Here is a 17,757-nt window from a genome sequence, read left to right as displayed (position 1 = left end):
TTCGTCTATTATAATTAATATCCTTAACGCTTATCGCATTGATTAACGAATAGAAAGGTCATCATGAATTTCAAAACAAAACTTCCGGCAATTACGACAATAATTTTAATTCTCCTGTCAATAAACGTTTTCGCCGATAATTGGCTCGAAGGTTTACAGGAGGATGGAACCTATAATAATTTTATCGCCGAAACGGTTTATCTCGACGCCAAAGATAAGGCGGCAGGAGCTCGCTTGATTCATAAAAAATCAGGCTTTACAGTCGATTTATTTCAGATTCAATCGCAACCGCAAGCTTTCTTATGGGTCAACAGCGATCATTTTAATGACCAGGGAGAACCGCATTCCTGTGAACATTTACTTCTCGGAAAAGGAACTAAGGGCCGCTATGTCGCGTCCCTCGAAAACATGTCCCTGGGCCGCCGCACCGCCTGGACCGGACAAATCTATACCTGTTATCCTTTCAGCTCCGGCGGTGGATCTGACGCTTTTTATATGCTTTTCAAAGAAAAACTGGATGCCCTTTTAAATCCGACCTTTTCCGACGAGGAAATTCGCCGCGAGGTTTATAATATCGGAGTGGAAATCGACGAATCTACCGGCCAACTCTTTCTGGAAGAAAAAGGAACAATTCACGCCGAGATGATAAGCTATGATGAAAAATACTGGAATCATTTTTACGATGTCGTTAATGGCATGATTTATGGCGAATCACATCCCCTGGCCATTAGCGAAGGAGGTACTCCCGAGGCGATTCGAAATATGACCGCGGCCGATATGAGAACATTTCATGAAAAGTACTATCAGTTAAACAACATGGGAGCCGTGATTGCTTTTCCGGGAACGGTGTCCGCGGAAGAATTCCTGGAGCGTGTGAACGTCATCCTGAGTGATTTGGGTAGTGAATACTCCGAACCCGGAACCCGTCAAATTCAAAAGTTACCAAATCCGGAGCCCAATTTCACTCCCGGCGAAATCAGGATCACCCGTTATCCCGGAGCCAGCGAACAGGATCCGGGTTATATAATGTATGCCTGGCCGGCAAATCTTGAATTGACTCTTGAGGAAAAATTCCTGCTTGACGCCTTTCTGGACGGTTTGGCAAACGGCCAGACATCGAATCTTTATAACAAATTTATTAATTCCGATACCCGCGTCATGGATATCGGAGCCAACGGCGTATGGGGAGGCGCCGATGATTATATCGGCCATAGCGTCAGTGTCGGTTTTACAAATGTTTCCCCGGAAAATATCAATAACTCAACAATCTCCACGATAAAAAGACATATAATCGAAGAAATTGCCGCCGTCGCCGCATATCAATCAGGCTCAGATGAATTGTCCGAATTCAATAATCGTGTAAAGAGCAATCTCGTTCAGAGCAAAAAATCGGCGGCCAATATGTTGAACTCTCCGCCCGGTTTTGGTCAAAGATCGGGAAGAGGTTATTGGTACGACGTCGTCAAAGACCTTGAAAAATATCCCGGATTCAAAATATCTTTAGTCTATAATGATCTTTTTGATTACGGATTCAATCAGATTGAGAAAAATGAAAACATCTGGAAGTCGATAATAGAAAAAGCGCGTCTGATTAACGTTGATCCGATCGCGGTCGGATGCAGGGCCGATCCGACATTACTCGAGAAAGCCGCCAATGCGAAAAAGGAACGACTCACCGCGTTTGCCCAGAACTTAAAGAATAAATACAATACCGATAACGAGCAGGAAGCCCTGGTCAAATTCAAAGAAGATTATGATCGTGATACAAAAATAATTGATGATGAAATGGCCAAAATCCCCATGCCAAAATTCATCGATAATCCGCCGTTATCGCTCGATCCGCAACTCGATTATCAAGTCGAAACCTTGTCCGAAAATGTGCCATTGGTGTTTTCAAAATTCAACAATATCACTTCCGCTACTTTTGGTATCGCTTTCAACCTGAGAGTTATCCCTCGGGATAAATTAATATATCTTCCCTTGATTCCTTCATTGATTGGAGATATCGGAGTCATCAAGGATGGCGAATCCATCTCGTATGAAAGCCTGACTGATAAATTGAAAAATGAAGTGCTGAGCCTGAACGGTTCCTTTTCGTCAAATCCAATATCGGGAAGAGTGGAATTATTGATAACCGGGGCCGGCAGCAATATTGATGAAAGCGAAAACGCCCTGGGTTGGATAATAACCGGACTCCTGAATCCATATCTCGAATCTGACAACCTGTCGCGAATTCGAGACGTCGTAATTAACAATCTAACATCACTGCGCAGACGAACCCAGACATTTGAAGAATACTGGGTTTTTTCCCCCGCTAATGGTTACAAATATCAGCGCGACCATTTGTATATGACTGCATCATGTTTCCTGACCCAGGAACATTTCATGCATCAACTCAAATGGCGGCTGAAGAACCCCGGCAATACAAATACGATTCAGTCCGTTCAGGAACTTTTCACGTCTCTGGCGTCGGCAGGGGAAAGCTCATCCAAAGAAGATTTAATCGATTTTGCTTCCACGTTTTCCACCGGCGATCCGGCGCGGTTTGAAAGCGGACTATTTGGACAATTTGTCGAGACGTATATGTTAAGTCCGGTCGAGGCTCAGGATATAATTCAGGATGCTTTGTCGGATATGGCTACTATTCTTTCTCATGTGCCGCCGGAAAATGCTGCCCAGGAGTGGATCTATCTGGCCAATCAAATGAATAATGATTTGCTGTTCCGGCCCGAAAAAGTATTGTCCGACTTAAAAGAGACTCTGGCATTGATTCGAAACAGAAATACCGCTCGCACTTATTTGATTTCCAATTCCGAAGACAAAGAGAAACTTCTACCGGTCGTTGAAGATTTAATTGCATGTCTTGACGATCGCGCGCCCATCTTTCCAACCTATGACAATTCGCCCGCCGTGTGGGATAGAATGAAAAGCCGGTACCCGGATTTGACAAATCCTGTGTACGCCGGACTGGTCATAAAGGATTCTCGAAATGGAGTCTTTATTTACCGGGCTGAAGGCGCCGACTATAATACTGTCGACGAAGAAAAGCTCCTTGATTTTTTGACGGCCAAATTATATGGCGGCACCGGGAGTCACTCGTTGTTCATGAAAACATGGAGCGCCGGTTTGGCCTATTCGAACGGACTGCAATCTTCTATTTCGTTTCAACAGACTTCATATTATGCCGAGCGGTGTCCTGATTTGGCCACCACCATGAGATTTGTCGTTAATGAACTCAAAAACGCGACTTATGATCCTCAACTCGCGGAATACGCGATCGCTCAACCGTTTCTTGTTAATCGAGGAGCTAACAGCTATCAAAGCCGCGGGAGGGCGATGGCATCCAATTTGGCCGACGGCATAACGCCCGATGTGGTAATTGCATTTCGGGAACGAATTCTCGAATTAAGGAAAAGGGAAAATCTCTATGATATTCTGCATGCTCGTTTGGAAAAAGTCTGCGGTACCGTCCTGATCGGATATGGACCAGCCCTCTCTGAAATCAACGGTTCATTTTTCGTCATCGGGCCGGATGCCCAATTTGAGAGCCTCGATAAATATATTTCCGAGACGGAAGGCAAACAGGAAATCTATAAAATATACGCGCGTGACTATTGGCTGGTAAATTAAATGCCAAAAGAAGGAGTCGGTAAAAAATAAACCGGTTCTATCGCAATAGATATAATTTGTATAATATAATTATTAATCCGACCGCGATATTTATTAGGGCCCGGACTCAATAAATTCGAGATTTCTTTTCGTACCATATTTGGAATGAGAGAGTTTTGTTTTTCTTTAAAGATATATTGAAAAAAATCGTATTTAATTTTCGGCCAGACCAGGCATTGCAATTTTCTGCAGGATAAGCTCTCAATGAAAGTAATTAAGCAACAAGACGTTATGGCCGTAATCAAGATTGGTTTGAGCCAGGTAAAATATTTTGAACATCTTTGGGAAAATGGCTTGACAATAGGTGATTAAAGTATTATTGTCCCCTGCCGATTGATAGAAAGGGTTGATATACAACGAGATTGGAACATCAGGATTAAGGAAAAAAAGTAAAATAATCTCTTGACACCCTTACTAAATGGCTTTATAATACGAGTCTGCCGGCGAAATGGTCGGCAGTTTTTTTCGGTTCTTTGAAAACTAAATAATATGTGCAAAGCGATCACATGTCGAAGATGAACTGTATAAGTGGTAACGATTGTTTATTATAAGATAATCGGTACCACATCAATTCTATCCGAGCAATTGAAAGTGTCTGATTTGAGCGGATACTTCCGTTGTTTTCAAAAAAGAAATAATTTTTTAAAAATATACGGAGAGTTTGATCCTGGCTCAGAACGAACGCTGGCGGCGTGTCTAATACATGCAAGTCGAACGAGAAAATCCGGCTTCGGTTGGATGAGTAAAGTGGCGAACGGGTGAGTAACACGTGGACAATCTGCCCTTGAGTTTGGGATAAGCCCGGGAAACTGGGTCTAATACCGAATGATATCTTGAGAAGGCATCTTCTTTAGATCAAAGGCGGGACAACTTGTTGTCCTGTCGCTCAGGGATGAGTCCGCGGTCCATTAGCTTGTTGGTGGGGTAACGGCCTACCAAGGCGACGATGGATAGCCGGCCTGAGAGGGTGGACGGCCACACTGGGACTGAGATACGGCCCAGACTCCTACGGGAGGCAGCAGTAGGGAATATTGCGCAATGGACGAAAGTCTGACGCAGCGACGCCGCGTGGGTGATGAAGCTCTTTGGAGTGTAAAACCCTGTCAGTGGGGAAGAACCGTATATGGAGTAACTGCCATATACCTGACGGTACCCGCAGAGGAAGCTCCGGCTAACTCCGTGCCAGCAGCCGCGGTAATACGGGGGGAGCGAGCGTTGTTCGGATTTACTGGGCGTAAAGGGCGTGTAGGTGGATATTCAAGTCAAATGTGAAAACCAGCGGCTCAACTGCTGGCCTGCATTTGATACTGGACATCTTGAGTACGAGAGGGGAGAGCGGAATTCCTGGTGTAGCGGTGAAATGCGTAGATATCAGGAGGAACACCGGTGGCGAAGGCGGCTCTCTGGCTCGATACTGACACTAAGGCGCGAAGGCCGGGGGAGCAAACAGGATTAGATACCCTGGTAGTCCCGGCAGTAAACGATGGGCACTAGGTGTTGGGGGTATCGACCCCCTCAGTGCCGCAGCTAACGCATTAAGTGCCCCGCCTGGGGAGTACGGTCGCAAGATTGAAACTCAAAGGAATTGACGGGTCCCCGCACAAGCGGTGGAGTATGTGGTTTAATTCGAAGCAACGCGCAGAACCTTACCTGGATTTGACATGTAGTGGACCGGTGATGAAAATCACCTTTCCCTTCGGGGACTGCTATACAGGTGCTGCATGGCTGTCGTCAGCTCGTGCCGTGAGGTGTTGGGTTAAGTCCCGCAACGAGCGCAACCCCTGTCCTTAGTTGCCATCGGGTAATGCCGGGAACTCTAAGGAGACCGCCGGTGATAAGCCGGAGGAAGGTGGGGATGACGTCAAGTCCTCATGGCCCTTATATCCAGGGCTACACACGTACTACAATGGCCGGTACAGAGGGTTGCAAGACCGCGAGGTTGAGCCAATCCCCAAAACCGGTCTCAGTTCAGATTGGAGTCTGCAACTCGACTCCATGAAGTCGGAATCGCTAGTAATCGCGTATCAGCAGGTCGCGGTGAATACGTTCCCGGGGATTGTACACACCGCCCGTCAAGCCACGGAAGTTGGGGGTACCCGAAGTCGTTTGTCTAACTACGGAGGACGGCGCCTAAGGTAAAACCAATGACTGGGGCTAAGTCGTAACAAGGTAGCCGTAGCGGAAGCTGCGGCTGGATCACCTCCTTTCTAAGGAGCAGGTTTCGATTAACCGCTCTGAGCGGTCTAATCGAAAACCGAGGTCGATCAGTTCGCCTCTTCAGTGATCGCCGCACATATTATTGGTGATAAATTTCGTCCAGCGCTTTTTCGGGCGGCACCGTTTTTTCATTAATGGGCTTATAGCTCAGTTGGTTAGAGCGCGCGCCTGATAAGCGCGAGGTCGGTGGTTCAAATCCACCTAGGCCCATTTTTTTATGGGGATGTAGCTCAGCTGGGAGAGCATCGGCTTTGCAAGCCGGGGGTCGTCGGTTCGAGCCCGATCATCTCCACTTTGACGATTAAAGACTATTATAAGTCTGGATATAGATTTATTGCTCTTTGACAACTTCATATTGTCGCAAGCTAATTTTGAGTATTTAATTATATTCTAGTTAGCGAGCATCTTCATTAAGTAGGCTACCAAATGAAATCTTAGTCGATTTGAATAATTATGATCAAGTTACTAAGGGCATGCGGTGGATGCCTTGGCACAGAGAGGCGATGAAGGACGTGGTAAGCTGCGATAAGCCTCGTCTAGGTGCAAACAACCTTTGAGACGGGGATATCCGAATGGGAAAACCTGACGCCGCGAAAACGGCGTCAACGGCAACTGAATACATAGGTTGTCGTGGAAAACGCAGGGAATTGAAACATCTTAGTACCTGCAGGAAAAGAAAACAACCGTGATTTCCTCAGTAGCGGCGAGCGAACGGGAAACAGCCTAAACCGATTGGCGTGTTAAAACTGACAGGTGTTGCGCCGTCGGTGTTGTGGGATTCGAGATTGGTCTGACTGTCATCAGGCCGGAAAGTTACAAATCAGCGGTTTAGCTGAAGCTTTTGGAAAGCTGCGCCGAAGAGGGTGATAGCCCCGTAAGCGAAAAATCGTTGACTTTCTTTGCTCGAACTCCCGAGTAGTGCGGAGCACGTGGAATTCCGTATGAATCCGCCGGGACCACCCGGTAAGGCTAAATACTCCTCTGTGACCGATAGTGAACCAGTACCGTGAGGGAAAGGTGAAAAGTACCCCGGAAGGGGAGTTAAATAGTACCTGAAACCGTATGCCTACAAGCGGTCGGAGGAAAACATTATTCTTCGGAACGATGTGGACTGACGGCGTGCCTATTGAATAATGATCCGACGAGTTACTCTTCTGTTGCAAGGCTAAGCCAAACTCTGGCGTAACCGTAGCGAAAGCGAGTCTGATAAGGGCGTATTAGTAGCAGGAGGTAGACCCGAAACCAGGTGATCTATGCATGGCCAGGATGAAATTCCGGTAAAACGGGATGGAGGTCCGAACCCACCAATGTTGAAAAATTGGGGGATGAGCTGTGCATAGGGGTGAAAGGCCAATCAAACCTGGCAATAGCTGGTTCTCCCCGAAATAGCTTTAGGGCTAGCCTCGTGCATGAGTGTTGCGGAGGTAGAGCACTGGCAGGGTTAGGGGCCCCACAAGGTTACCGACCCCTTCCAAACTCCGAATGCCGTAACATGCTTCACGGGAGTCAGTCTGCGAGGGATAAGCTTCGTAGGCGAAAGGGAAACACCCCAGACCGCCGGCTAAGGTCCCCAAGTGCAGCTAAGTGGTAAAGGATGTGAAGTTACTTAAACAGCTAGGATGTTGGCTTAGAAGCAGCCATCATTTAAAGAAAGCGTAACAGCTCACTAGTCAAGTGATTTTGCGCCGAAAATATACGGGACTATGCTGTACACCGAAGCCGCGGACTTCATGCTTGCATGGAGTGGTAGGGGAGCATTCTGTATCGACTGAAGGCAGGCCGCAAGACCTGTTGGACGGTACAGAAGAGATTATGTCGGAACGAGTAGCGATAAGGCAGGCGAGAAACCTGCCCACCATAAGCCTAAGGTTTCCTGGGGAAGGTTAATCCTCCCAGGGTTAGTCGGACCCTAAGTCGAGGTCGAAAGGCGTAGACGATGGAAAACAGGTTAATATTCCTGTACCGGGTCGGTCGCGTTTTAATCTATGGGGTGACGCAGAAGTGAAGGTCAGCCATCTGTTGGATTAGGTGGTTTAAGCCCGTAGGCGGGGAAGGCAGGCAAATCCACTTTCCTAACGCCGAGAGGTTATGACGAGAGCTTCGGCTCATAAAGTGACCCTAATCATGCTGCCAAGAAAAACCTCTGTGATAGTTACCGATTCGTCCGTACCGCAATCCGCCACAGGTAGGCGAGGCGAGTAGCCTAAGGTGCTCGAGCTAACCCACGTTAAGGAACTCGGCAAATTGACCCCGTAACTTCGGGAGAAGGGGTGCCGCTAGTAGGTGAACTCACTTGCTGAGTGAGCCAAGGGCGGACACAGAAAAATGGCCCTGATGACTGTTTACTAAAAACATATGTCTCTGCTAAGTCTCACAAGACGACGTATAGGGACTGATACCTGCCCGGTGCTGGAAGGTTAAGAGGAGAGGTTATCCTTCGGGAGAAGCTTTGAATCGAAGCCCCAGTAAACGGCGGCCGTAACTATAACGGTCCTAAGGTAGCGAAATTCCTTGTCGGGTAAATTCCGACCTGCACGAATGGTATAACAATTGGGGCACTGTCTCAACGTGGGACTCGGTGAAACTGTAGCAGCGGTGAAGATGCCGTTTACTCGTATCGGGACGGAAAGACCCCGTGAACCTTTACTATAACCTGACATTGGCATTTGGTCAGGCATGTGTAGCATAGCTGGGAGGCTTTGAAGCTGGTCCGCCAGGATCGGTGGAGCCATCGTTGAAATACCAGCCTTGTTTTATCGGATGTCTAACCTTGGGCCGTGAATCCGGTTCAGGAACAGTGTCAGGCGGGTAGTTTAACTGGGGCGGTTGCCTCCTAAAAGGTAACGGAGGCGTGCAAAGGTTCCCTCAAGCCGGGTGGTAATCGGCTGTAGAGTGCAAAAGCATAAGGGAGCTTGACTGCGAGACTTACAGGTCGAGCAGGTGCGAAAGCAGGCTTTAGTGGTCCGGTGGTTGTGTGTGGAAACGCCATCGCTTAACGGATAAAAGGTACTCCGGGGATAACAGGCTTATCACTTCCGAGAGTCCATATCGACGAAGTGGTTTGGCACCTCGATGTCGGCTCATCACATCCTGGGGCTGTAGGAGGTCCCAAGGGTTCGGCTGTTCGCCGATTAAAGTGGTACGTGAGCTGGGTTTAGAACGTCGTGAGACAGTTCGGTCCCTATCTGATACGAGCGTTAGGATACTTGAGGAGAGCTGACCCCAGTACGAGAGGACCAGGTTGGACCGACCGCCAGTGCACCTGTTGTCACGCCAGTGGCACCGCAGGGTAGCCGCGTCGGGAAGGGATAAGCGCTGAAGGCATCTAAGTGCCAAGCCCACTCCAAGATGAGGTATCCCAAGCTTTTAGCTTCTGAAGGACCCTGGAAGACCACCAGGTTGATAGGTCACAGATGTAAGCGTTGTGAGATGCTCAGTCGAGTGATACTAATAGTCCGTGAGACTTGATCTTAAAAATTTCTTATCTGATTATCCAAATCGATTCGAAATTAATGACGATGCTGGCTTACTTTTAGCCTGCGGCAATATGTTGTTATAAATATGTGCCGGTAGTTATAGCGCAGGGGCCACACCTGTTCCCATTCCGAACACAGAAGTTAAGTCCTGCCGCGTCGATGGTACTGCACGGGTGACTGTGTGGGAGAGTAGATCGCTGCCGGCTCTTTTATTTTTAAAATCGTATACTGGATTGCTGAATAACCACTTAATTCCAAGACTGAAGAGTACTTTTTGTCCAATTGGTCTGCATGTCAAATATTACCCAATATTGGTATATTTATTAATAATAAATGTGTTGACAAGACCGACTATTTATTCTACATTTGAAATAAGGCGCTCCAATCGTTTTTGTTTGTGCTTACATACCACAGTTGCCGCACAAATCTTTATGACTTTTCATCGGAGCACAACTTACGCTGAACATCTGATACATTATTAACACTATTGGGCGAAATGGTGCGTTAATTTCAGAATGATTGGGTGTTGTGCCGTTATATTATTGCCTTAGTTTTGGGGGTGACTATGAACTTCAAATCTTTTATTTTAGTTATAGTATTAATCTGTCTATCAGGTATTGTCCTGGCAAACAATAAACTTTTTGAAGGCCGGATCGATTATCCGGTCGGTAATTACCCGCGCGATCTTACCGTGGCTGATTTTAATGGTGATGGTTCGGCTGATATTGCCGTCGCCAATACCGGCGATGATAATATAACCGTGATGTTAAATGACGGTATGGGTAATTACCAGGATACAGCCAATTATATCGTTGGTGATAATCCTATTACAATATTGGCAGATAATTTTAATGAGGATGATGATATCGATCTGGTCGTCATGAATAATTTTTCATATAATTTTTCGGTTTTATTGAATCAGGGTGACGGTACATTTGCCCCGGCTGTCAATTATACTACTCTAGACGATACTCCCAAAATCCATTGTGCCGATTTTGATGGTGATGGTGATGTAGATATAGGGATTTTGTTTTTAATATCGGGATATTTCCTGATTCATCTCAATAATGGTGATGGGACTTTTGTAACCGATTTTGATTTAGGGTTTGCAATTCCTAATAGACCTCGCCATTTTTATAGCGCTGATTTTGACAATGACGGGGATTACGATCTGGCTTTTACGTTATATAGAAAATCGGTGAACAATGTTTTGATTTTGTTAAACAATGGCGATGGTACTTTTGTTGCTGGAACTTCATTTACGACCCGAAATGATCGACAGAGTCATATTACTGGAGGTGATATGAATGACGATGGCAATATCGACATAGTTGTATCTTGTTCTAATCCTCCTTATTATCCTCCTTATAATCCTCCAGAACTATTTATCTTCCTGAATCAGGGTGATGGGACATTTGCGTTGCTCGAAAATTACAGCCTTTCCTATACAGCCACTTCACTTTCACTTCATTTAATAGATTTGGATAATGACAACGACCTTGATATCATTGGCATACCCTATGGTATTAGTGCTCTGTCGCTATTATTGAATAGCGGAGATGGCATTTTTCAAGATGCCGGTGATATATTCGTACAGTCCGATGTTGAGGCAGTAGATGCAGGTGATTTCGATAACGACGGCCTAAACGATCTTGCAATTATAAATGCCAGGTACGATTCTAAATCATTATCCCTGTTATTCAATCATGGTGACGCTTATTTTCCGCAGGCGTATAGATATTGTGAGGGAGCCAGTGGCATTTCAATTTCCGGATCTGACTTCGATGGTGACGGCGACTTGGATTTGGTTGGGATCTCTCCCGGATACTTTTCAGATGTGTGGAGTGGGTGGGTACCAGGATCGCTTGAATGGTTATGGAATAATGGTGACGGGACATACTCTGCTGCTTTTAGGACACTACCCCGAGACCCTATCGATCTTTTTGAATCTGACCTTGACGGCGATGGTGATTGTGATCTTGCAGTGGTATCTTATTTTGATACTTATGCTCTATGTATTCTCTTGAATGAAGGTGATGGGTCCTTTACTACACTATACAATTATGACTTTGGAAATCAATTCCCGGGGCGAATTTCTGGTGCTGACTTTGACAATGATGGGGATGTTGATTTGGTAATTGCATCAAGCAACATTTTCATGTTTTCTAACAATGGCGATGGAAGCTTCTCGCTTGCCGAGAGCTTTAGTGCCGGGAATAGAATATCATCAATAACTTTTGCCGATCTAAACGGTGATGAATATTCCGATCTGGTAACGACAAATTACAGTGACGATTATATCGGTTATGTATCGTCATATTTGAATAACGGCGATGGCACATTTGGAACCGCGGTATCCTTCAATGTCGGGAGGTATCCGGTTGACGTCTGCGCCGCCGATTTTGATGGTGATTCGATCCATGATCTTGCCGTAGTAAACCGTGGCGGATCTGAAAACGATCCCCCCTATCCCTCTTTTAGTAGTATCTCTGTATTGAAGGGATACGGTGACGGATCCTTTGCTCCCGCAGTGTTTTATCTCTCGGGAAATTCCTTCTTCCCTGCATGCGTTTATGGAGCAGATTACGATTCTGATGGTGATTACGATTTGGCGGTGCAAATAGAGCGATATAATGGCGCGGATGGGCTGTCGGTTTTACTGAACGCCAGTGACGGTACTTTTACTCAAAATATCACATATGGTTTCGGGGACTTTGGTGGATCGGGGGTGTTCGGCGGGGATGTTGATGATGACGGAGACATCGATCTTGCGGTCGGGGCAATGATGCTGATAAATACGACCCATGGGGAATCATGCCGGAATGATTCGGATTGCGACCATGTACTCGACGACAACGATAACTGCCTCCATACCAAAAATCCGGGTCAGGCGGATACCGACGGCGACGGCGTCGGCGATGAATGCGACAACTGCCCGCTGACTTATAATCCGGATCAGGATTATACTGACTCTGACTCAGATGGAATACCCGATGCTTGTGATATATGTTTCGGATATGATGATAATATTGATTCTGATGACGACGGCATACCCAACGGATGCGATTACATCTGCGGCGATGCCAATATGGATGACCAGCCAAACGTCGGTGACGCGGTGTTTATCATCAACAATGTCTTTAAAGACGGTCCTGCACCTGATCCAATTGGTAGCTGTGATGTTAACTGTGACGACGAATGCAACGTCGGCGATGCGGTTTATTTAATCAACCACGTCTTCAAAGACGGTCCGGCGCCATGTGCGGGATGTGAGTAAGGATTAGCAAATGTTATTTTATCCTATACATATACTCCTCGCTCAAACCGCTCATAGGGGACAAAAACAATTTGACCACCATACCCTTCGGGGGTGACTATGAACTTCAAATCTTTTAGGGCGGCAGGTCACAATTTTGCTTCACAAAATCAAGACCCGCCGCAACGAAAATCTTTGGTTTAGAGTTATCCACAATTGATTTTTGCAAAATTCGCTGTAATGCGATATGTATCTGTTGCTTACAGCGAATTGGGTTCGTTTTGTCCTTTTTAGTATTTCGTAAAAGACTACTTTCCCATTGGTCACAAACACTCAACCATAAACCATTTCATTCAATAATGCGGATGTTTTCAGTAATTGCGGTGGATTAGATGGAAAATTGCGGAGGCTCTATGTGGGAACCCACCGGTCTTCTAATAGGATCGGCTACCGTATAGACCTCCCAATCAACATTCACTGATGGACCGCCTGGCCAGTTTTCCCCATAATAAAAGACCCATTATTGAGCGGCCCCATTTTCGGGCTCATAGTGAAGTAGCATTATGTCAATAACATCCAAAACGACTGATAGGGCTCGACGTTGCCCAACTTGAATTTGTAGTTGACTGATGAAGTAAATAATGACTCCCATTATGAGAGCGGCAAGACTGACTATAAGGCACACATCAGAAATGCTGGGTTGACTAAAATACGTTGCTATCGGGTCCTTTACTATGATGGCTATAAGAGAACCAGCTATGCCGAGTGAACTTAGAATAATGGAAATTCTCTGTACGTCGGTGCTTATCGTTGCAATCCTTCGCTCGAAAAGCTTCTTTAAAGTGCCCAAAGGATGTGCCTTAGTCTCGCTGTAGTCGTGGATTTTCCTTTGAATTAAGTCCTTTATTAGATTATATTGGCTCAATCTTGGATCAGTATCTTTGCCGCCTTCGCCTTTCTGTATAATTACTCTTGCAAGCACTAAAGTCTCAACTAGATGCTGAATGCGAGTAACAATTGGAACAATGGCAAATGTGAGATACATGAACGGCCACAAATTCCATAACCACAGTCTTCTGCGAAGCTGCTTCGGATAAATATCCTCATATGATAGGTTCCCAAATCTGTATACATCTGTTGGATTCTTTTTGTGATATTTGATTACTCTTTTGTAAAAGATATATCCGTGAAGAATAGCAAATAACATAGAGCCGATTAACATGAACCGAAAATTCACCGCATCAAACATGCTATCTGACCGTGACTCCAAAAACACCAGTGGCACTATAAATATCACATAGATAACGAGGTAGATGAACCAGTATGTCCACAAGTACCTGCGACTAATACGTTTGTCTATTGAAACGAGAGATTCCTTCTCACTACCCTCCGGACCTGAAGGAGATAACTCTTCTCCAAGCATTGAAATTGCGAATTGATTAATCTCAAGATAGACACGGTACATGGCTTGCCTCCTTTTGATTAAGTATTACTCACGAAAATGGTTTAGCTTCATCCTGATCTATTATTCTTACATATAATTTGATTTTATCACGGTTTATTATACTCATTTGAAAGTTGCTCCATTTATCTTACCATATCCCCCCCTACTCCACATCAGGATACATATCAGAAGAAGAACCGTTGGCGCGGTTGTTCATTCTCTTGAAATAATCTTTGGTGGCGCGCATGACGGCGGGAGATAATAATATCGTTCCGATCAATGTTGGGATGGCCATCAACGCAAAAGCCGTATCGAGCATATTCAGGACCGTATCCTGCGCCCAGATAGCCGCGAAAAACATGCTGATGATATAGACATAAACATAATAATCACCGAATTTATAACCTAAAAGATACCGCGAACATTTGAGGCTGTAATAAGAATAAGATATCATCGTCGAGACCGAAAACAGCACAATAATAAGCGTCATGACATACCGACCGAGATTCGGCATCGCTTTTTCAAAGGCGCTGACCGTCATCACGACGCCGTCATCGGCCGTCGGAACTCCCGATGATAAAATCACCAGCGCCGTCAGCGTGCAGACGATATTGGTATCGAGAAACGGGCCGAGCATAGCAATCAAGCCCTCGCGCACCGGCTCTTTGGTTTTGGCCGCGCCGTGAGCCATAGGAGCCGTTCCCAACCCGGCTTCGTTGGAAAAAGCCGCGCGTTTTATGCCGGTCACCAATACTTCGCGAAACGCAACCGCCGTCCCACCGCCAATCAATGCCTGACCGCCGAAAGCCGAAGTAAAGATCGATTTGATAATATCCGGAACCATCGAGGCGTTGCTCAATACGACATACAAAGCCGAAACGACATAGAGAACGAACATCGCCGGAACGATTTTACTGGTAACTTTCCCTACTCGAACGATTCCGCCCAGAATCACGATTCCCACGATAACGGCGCAGATAATTCCGGTCGCATAGCGGCTGATTCCCCAGTCGGCGTGAAGAAGTCCCGATAATTGATTGGTTTGAAACATCGCCAGGCAACCGACCATTCCAAAAAGCGCGAACAACATCGCCAACGGTTTGAAGTATTTACCCAGGCCGACTTCGATAAAATACATCGGCCCGCCCTGGTCGATTCCTCGTTCATCTTTTTTGCGATACAGGCAGGCGAGGGTACAGGTGAAATACTTGGTTGACATGCCAACCAGTCCGGCCACCCACATCCAGAAAATCGCACCCGGTCCGCCCAGTGTAACCGCGATAGCGACTCCCGCGATATTACCCATTCCAATCGTCGCCGACAGCGCTGATGACAACGCTTGAAAATGCGAAATCTCTCCGGGATCATCCGGATTGTCGTATTTCCCGCGCAGAATATTTATGGCGTGCTTGAGCCTTCGGAAGGGAATAAATTTTCCCATCAAGGTAAATAAGATTCCGGCGGATATTAACAGGATTACAAGGGGAATTCCCCAAACAATATCAACGGCGTCAGCCCAAAAGGCGCTAAATGATTCCAAATAAAATCTCCGGTGTGAGCAAAAAATAAAATTGCGTTTAATATTTCGTTCAATATAAACGTCTGAGATGCAGGTGCAACAGAAAACAGGAACTAAAAATCCGGTTTCGAATGAATTTTATAATTTCATTTTCCGATATCTCTTTTTAAATTGTGCCATGCGTGTTTCTGATGCGACCAGAAAAGGAAGGGTGATGAGAAAATTATTTTTAATTTCAATTCTGATACAATTAATTGTCTGCCCGACGGTATGGGCCGAATACTCAAATAAAATCATGCCTTTGCTAAAATCCCGAATGTCTCAAACCGGAGCCGATTCTACTCATAAAGTCTGGATATATTTTGCGGATAAAGACACTTCGTCGGATAATTTCCAAAAAGCGGCTGACGCGATCTCTGAACGCGCTCAAAACCGCCGTGCCAATATTCCTCTCGATGAATACGACTTGCCAATAACTCAATCGTATCTCGATAGCATCGCAAACACCGGAGCCAAAAACATACATCAATCAAAATGGTTGAATGCGGTATCGGCATATATGAATTCATCCGCGATAGAATATCTCTCAAAATTTGATTTCATCCGCAAAATCGATATCGTTAAAACACTGCGCCGTGATTTGCCCCGAGAGCAAAAAGTCATCGAACAAGCGATGATGACCGACAGCGCCGATTACGGTCTGTCATATAATCAGAATCACATGCTTGGCGTCGATTCAGCCCATGCTCTGGGACTCGACGGCCAGGGCGTCTTAATCGCCCTGATTGATAGCGGTTTCAGGTTCGGTCATCCGGCTCTCGATTCAATCATTGTCATAGACTCTTATGATTTCATAAACAATGATACTTCAGTTGATGATGATCTACCCACTGCCGGTCAAATTAATCATGGAACCAAAGTCCTATCCGTCATGGGGGGATACATGCCGGGTAGTTTAATCGGTCCGGCTCCCAGCGCTCAGTACATGCTCTACAAAACCGAAATCGTCGATATCGAAATCACACTCGAAGAAGACCTCTGGGTGATGGCCGCCGAACGGGCTTCGGATATGGGCGCCGATATAATATCAACCTCTCTGGGGTACGCATACTTTGATGACACGACTTATACCTATGACGCCTTTGACGGCAATACCACCGTCACAACGATTGCCGCCGATATCGCCGCCTCGCGAGGTATACTGGTCGTTGTTTCAGCCGGTAACGAGGGCAATAAACCATGGCATTACATTATCGCCCCTGCCGACGGTGATTCAGTAATCGCGGTAGGAGCCGTCGATCCCGATTTGTCACCCTCCGATTTTACCTCATTCGGTCCCACTTATGACGGTCGCGTTAAGCCGGAACTGGCCGCTCAGGGAACAATGGTCGTCGGCGCAAGCACCATTGGAACGGGTATAACTTTCCTGTCGGGGACTTCTTTTGCCGCTCCCCAGATTGCGGGGATTGCCGCTTTGGTTATTCAAGCCAATCCTCATTTGAAAGGCGACCCTGATCAAATCAGGCAACGACTCATTGAATCCGGAAACAATTACCCCAGCTTCGATTTAAGCTACCGCCTTGGCTATGGAATCCCCAATGTTCTCAAAGCCGCCAAGAATCTGCGCATCAGGGCTCTTCCCATAGTTTACCTCTCCGTCGGGCAGGATACTGCTATTGATATTCGGGTCGATAAACTTGAAGGAATGACCGTCACCCTGGAAATTGAAAATCTTCCTCCGGATTTTGACCTTATTGACAATGGCGACGGAACGGCCACACTTTACGCCATCGGTTTATCCACGCGCGTTGGCGCATACAGCTATACTATTGTCGCGCGGGAACAGAACGGGCTGATTGACTCACTATATTTTACTATAATTACCGTAAGAGCTGGCTCGCCCTTTGTAGTCGGTCCTAATCCCTTTACCGATTACCTGGTCATCAATTCAGCGGTTAACTTTGAGCAGGGCTATGTTATCCAAATTTTCTCTCTCAACGGGGAGATGATTCTTGAGCAAAATATCCATGAAAATCAATATGTCTGGCGCGGACAAAATCAACAAAATCAAAATATAGCTTCCGGGGTTTATTTTATTCGAATTACTGCCGATGGTATAGAGGAAAGAGTAAAAGTCTTTAAATTTTAGAAAAGATGCCCAATACCATCGCGTCTG

At 46.0% G+C, this 17,757-nt stretch carries 5 protein-coding genes, 2 tRNA genes and 3 rRNA genes; 8 read left to right on the top strand and 2 right to left on the bottom strand.

The window, feature by feature from the left end; genetic code table 11:
* Positions 1-63 precede the first annotated feature (63 nt).
* The 7 genes from V3V99_00205 (at position 64) to V3V99_00175 (ending at position 12,639) form a co-directional block, all read left to right on the top strand.
* The gene (locus V3V99_00205; GenBank protein ID MEE9441077.1) at positions 64-3,630 is read left to right on the top strand and encodes an insulinase family protein; all 3,567 of its coding nucleotides are present in this window, start codon (positions 64-66) and stop codon (positions 3,628-3,630) included.
* Positions 3,631-4,318: 688 nt separating this feature from the next.
* Positions 4,319-5,876: ribosomal RNA gene (locus V3V99_00200) — 16S ribosomal RNA — on the top strand.
* A 146-nt stretch (positions 5,877-6,022) separates the two neighbouring features.
* A tRNA-Ile gene (locus V3V99_00195) sits at positions 6,023-6,096 on the top strand.
* 9 nt (positions 6,097-6,105) lie between these two features.
* A tRNA-Ala gene (locus V3V99_00190) sits at positions 6,106-6,178 on the top strand.
* A gap of 163 nt (positions 6,179-6,341) precedes the next feature.
* Positions 6,342-9,358 (top strand): 23S ribosomal RNA (locus V3V99_00185).
* Between the two features lie 93 nt (positions 9,359-9,451).
* A 5S ribosomal RNA gene (gene rrf, locus V3V99_00180) occupies positions 9,452-9,568 on the top strand.
* Together the 16S, 23S and 5S rRNA genes with 2 tRNA genes alongside form the textbook arrangement of a ribosomal RNA operon.
* Positions 9,569-9,927: 359 nt before the next feature.
* Positions 9,928-12,639: a VCBS repeat-containing protein gene (locus V3V99_00175; GenBank protein ID MEE9441076.1), complete on the top strand. Its 2,712-nt coding sequence runs from the start codon at positions 9,928-9,930 to the stop codon at positions 12,637-12,639.
* A 499-nt stretch (positions 12,640-13,138) separates the two neighbouring features.
* Here V3V99_00175 and V3V99_00170 read toward each other — a convergent pair whose 3' ends face one another.
* Both V3V99_00170 and V3V99_00165 read right to left on the bottom strand, forming a co-directional pair.
* Positions 13,139-14,083, bottom strand: coding sequence for a hypothetical protein (locus V3V99_00170; protein ID MEE9441075.1), 945 nt, complete (start codon positions 14,081-14,083; stop codon positions 13,139-13,141).
* A gap of 142 nt (positions 14,084-14,225) precedes the next feature.
* On the bottom strand, positions 14,226-15,602 hold the full coding sequence (locus V3V99_00165) for a sodium:alanine symporter family protein (protein ID MEE9441074.1): 1,377 nt from the start codon (positions 15,600-15,602) through the stop codon (positions 14,226-14,228).
* Positions 15,603-15,795: 193 nt separating this feature from the next.
* Here V3V99_00165 and V3V99_00160 point away from each other — a divergent pair, with 193 nt between their 5' ends.
* Positions 15,796-17,730 (top strand): S8 family serine peptidase, encoded by a 1,935-nt coding sequence (locus tag V3V99_00160; protein ID MEE9441073.1) that lies wholly within the window; start codon positions 15,796-15,798, stop codon positions 17,728-17,730.
* Positions 17,731-17,757: the final 27 nt, after the last annotated feature.

This window comes from Candidatus Zixiibacteriota bacterium (assembly GCA_036480375.1).
Classification (GTDB): Bacteria; Zixibacteria; MSB-5A5; order GN15; family JAAZOE01; genus JAZGGI01.
Note: the sequence above shows the minus strand (reverse complement) of the source record. Positions and strands in the feature narration are given on the sequence as shown.

What these genes read in the sequence shown, in the direction of transcription:
- V3V99_00160 (MEE9441073.1), top strand. Translation starts at nt 15,796, where the DNA reads ATGAGAAAATTATTTTTAATTTCAATTCTGATACAATTAATTGTCTGC.
- V3V99_00175 (MEE9441076.1), top strand. Translation starts at nt 9,928, where the DNA reads ATGAACTTCAAATCTTTTATTTTAGTTATAGTATTAATCTGTCTATCA.
- V3V99_00170 (MEE9441075.1), bottom strand. Translation starts at nt 14,083, where the DNA reads ATGTACCGTGTCTATCTTGAGATTAATCAATTCGCAATTTCAATGCTT.
- V3V99_00205 (MEE9441077.1), top strand. Translation starts at nt 64, where the DNA reads ATGAATTTCAAAACAAAACTTCCGGCAATTACGACAATAATTTTAATT.